Origin of the sequence: Chamaesiphon sp. VAR_48_metabat_403, assembly GCF_031422475.1 — a bacterium.
Classification (GTDB): Bacteria; Cyanobacteriota; Cyanobacteriia; order Cyanobacteriales; family Chamaesiphonaceae; genus Chamaesiphon.
Genome location: NZ_JANPLS010000089.1, coordinates 1 through 2604, shown reverse-complemented (window position 1 = coordinate 2604; position 2604 = coordinate 1). Strand labels below are relative to the sequence as shown.

The window sequence follows — 2604 nt, the reverse complement described above, 5'->3', positions numbered from 1 at the left end:
AATTTACGATCGCTCACTCATCATTTCCAAACGGTCAAGACCCCAAATTTAGTACCCAATTTTGCATGTAGTTGGTACATATATAAGTCGGCTGGACTTCGTTTCTAGATCTAAATCCCCCTTGAAAAGGGGGACTTTCCGGATCGCTCCTCTTTATAAGGGGAAGGCTGGAAAATCCCCTCCTCAGAGCGAAAAGTGCGTTCTTGGGGCGCGAGCTTTGTGGGGGAAGCTTCCCCCACAAACGTCGCTTGTTCCCCCTGTCTTGTCGTTTTCTTATTCGGGGGGAACCCCCGAATAAAAACGCCGCAAGTGAAGCACCTTTTCAAGAGAGACGGGGGGACGGGGAGAGAACAACTAAAGAACGCAGTTCCAAAACCTAAAACCTAAAACCTAAAACCTAAAACCTAACTTAACGAATTTGCGACAAGACATAGCGTAACCTGTCGTAATCATCCTTGAGAATGAGGCTGACGGTGCGCCCTGCGGTGACTAGCCACGATCGATCTCTGGCTCTGAGCTGATGAATTTCGCGGATGGTGGCGGCGGTTAGAGCTTCCACAGGCGCGCCTTGTACCTGTAATAACGTCCGTAAAAATTCTAACTGTTCGCTGAATCGAATAATCTCTTCCTTGTCGCACTGATACACCCCCTGATGGATTTGGGGCGGGCGCGGGGGCAAGTATTGATACATTTGCCCCTTTTCATCTTCAAAACCGATGATGGCGGCTTTAAATTCGGTTTTGAGCATGGCAAAAATTTGGGGTTGCTCTTCGCGTAACTCGTCTAGAGACATTCCCAATGCACGAGCGCGATGGACAGAATCGATCGGGGCAGTGGTAGCATGATAAACCACTGCGAGAATTTGATTTCCAGTTTCTTCATCGGCAGCTTTAACGATACTGCCAAAAGTGGGCATAATTGCTAGTTTGAGATCTTCGGGTTCTAGACATTGAGCTAGAAATTCACAAGTAGATGTCTCGATTACCTCTGCAATATGCTGAGGATTTTTGGCACCAACGCTAAATTGGGGTAATGGTAAACGCATCGAAAATTAGGAATATTTTGGAGCGGCAATCGAAACTCGATCGACCTTCAGGATTGAAGATATATTATTGATGTATTTACTTTAATCGATCGAGTCTAATTTGCAACGCTAATATTTAGCGTCGATCGATGAATCTAGCTACTATCGACGATCTTTGGCTGGTAAATGATTTAGGATTGGTATAGTAGCAATACTTTCAGGCAACGCCTTGATTACCTCCTCCATGAAGACCGATCCACCTAAGCAATCCAATCTAGAATCGACAGCACCGCAGCCTTTATTGGTGCAATGGTGGCAAAAATGGGGCGAGAATATCACGATCGCAATTGTGGCGGTAGGATTGGCAATTTTCATTAGGGTATTTATTGCCGAACCGCGCTACATTCCTTCAGAATCGATGTTACCTACTTTGGAGATTGGAGATCGATTGATTGTCGAGAAGCTCTCTTACTATACTCATCTACCCAAACGTGGCGATATTATCGTGTTTGCACCGCCGCTGAAGTTGCAGGAACAAGGCTACTTAGAAGAGCAAGCATTTATCAAACGAGTTATCGGTTTACCAGGTGAAACGATCGAAGTTAAAAATGGTCGGGTATTTGTCAATCGAGAATTATTAACCGAATCATACATCGCTGAGGCTCCTAATTATGCCATGTCACCGATGGTGGTACCGCCTGACAAGCTCTTTGTGATGGGCGACAATCGAAATAATAGCAACGATTCTCACGTTTGGGGTTTCTTACCCAAGGCTAATATTATCGGTCATGCTTGCTTCCGATTTTGGCCGATCGAGCGTTTGGGTGGCATGAGATAAATAAAAAGACCGACTGTTAGATAACTAACTGTCGGCTCTTGAATGCTAAAACCCCGATTTCCCTTAGCAATGAAGTATCAAATTGAAACCGCACTACTAAAAAAATATTGTTGAATTTTGGTGGCTTTATTGATTAATCTAGATAAGCACGACCAACATTCTGCGTTTATTATAACCTGCTTGCGCGATCGCAAGCATCAGCCATTTCCAGGAGATTCAATTGTACTATTTTCCCCAAGATCCGCCCTACTTCATTTTATTTGCTGGTTTATTTGTCGGGATCGCTTGCGGTACGGCTTTTGACAGCACTTTACGCCAAAATGTCAAAGCTTGGTCGGCAGATCGAAGCAACGTCATTCTCGCTAATAGCGATGGTATCCCCTTACGATTGCCCTTTTTGGGAATTTGTGTGGGGATTATTTTCTTTCTCTCGGCTGGTTTGGAGATCTTTGGATTTCCCACTTGGTTGGCTTATAGCATCTCGTTCCCACTGACGATTTTAATTGCGATTCTATTGTGGTTCCAACTGCGGGTAGTGTTCAGACAACTCGACAGAGGTGGTTCGCCAGCATTAGATTTGGACTCTTGGGAAGAGTAATTCTCAAAAAATGGGGTAGGGGCAATTTATGAATTACCCCTACCCCATTTTGTAGTTGATTGCGCCGTGCTAGACACTAGTCACAAGCTTGTCTAAATCTGCTAAAGCCGTCTCAAAATCATCATTGATAATTTGATAATTAAA

Annotated in this window: 3 protein-coding genes; 2 read left to right on the top strand and 1 reads right to left on the bottom strand. The window is 44.4% G+C overall.

Annotation, left to right across the window (positions count from 1 at the left end; translation table 11 throughout):
* Positions 1–409 precede the first annotated feature (409 nt).
* Positions 410–1045: an HAS-barrel domain-containing protein gene (locus tag RMO79_RS04775; RefSeq protein ID WP_310481918.1), complete on the bottom strand. Its 636-nt coding sequence runs from the start codon at positions 1043–1045 to the stop codon at positions 410–412.
* A 223-nt stretch (positions 1046–1268) separates the two neighbouring features.
* On the opposite strand from RMO79_RS04775, the gene lepB reads away from it, so the two are divergent.
* Together lepB and RMO79_RS04765 are read left to right on the top strand one after the other, a co-directional pair.
* Entirely contained in the window at positions 1269–1862 is a 594-nt protein-coding gene (gene lepB, locus RMO79_RS04770; protein ID WP_310481917.1) for a signal peptidase I, read from the top strand.
* 220 nt (positions 1863–2082) lie between these two features.
* Positions 2083–2460: a hypothetical protein gene (locus RMO79_RS04765; RefSeq protein WP_310481916.1), complete on the top strand. Its 378-nt coding sequence runs from the start codon at positions 2083–2085 to the stop codon at positions 2458–2460.
* Positions 2461–2604 lie beyond the last annotated feature (144 nt).

What these genes read in the sequence shown, in the direction of transcription:
- RMO79_RS04775 (WP_310481918.1), bottom strand. Translation starts at nt 1,045, where the DNA reads ATGCGTTTACCATTACCCCAATTTAGCGTTGGTGCCAAAAATCCTCAG.
- lepB (WP_310481917.1), top strand. Translation starts at nt 1,269, where the DNA reads ATGAAGACCGATCCACCTAAGCAATCCAATCTAGAATCGACAGCACCG.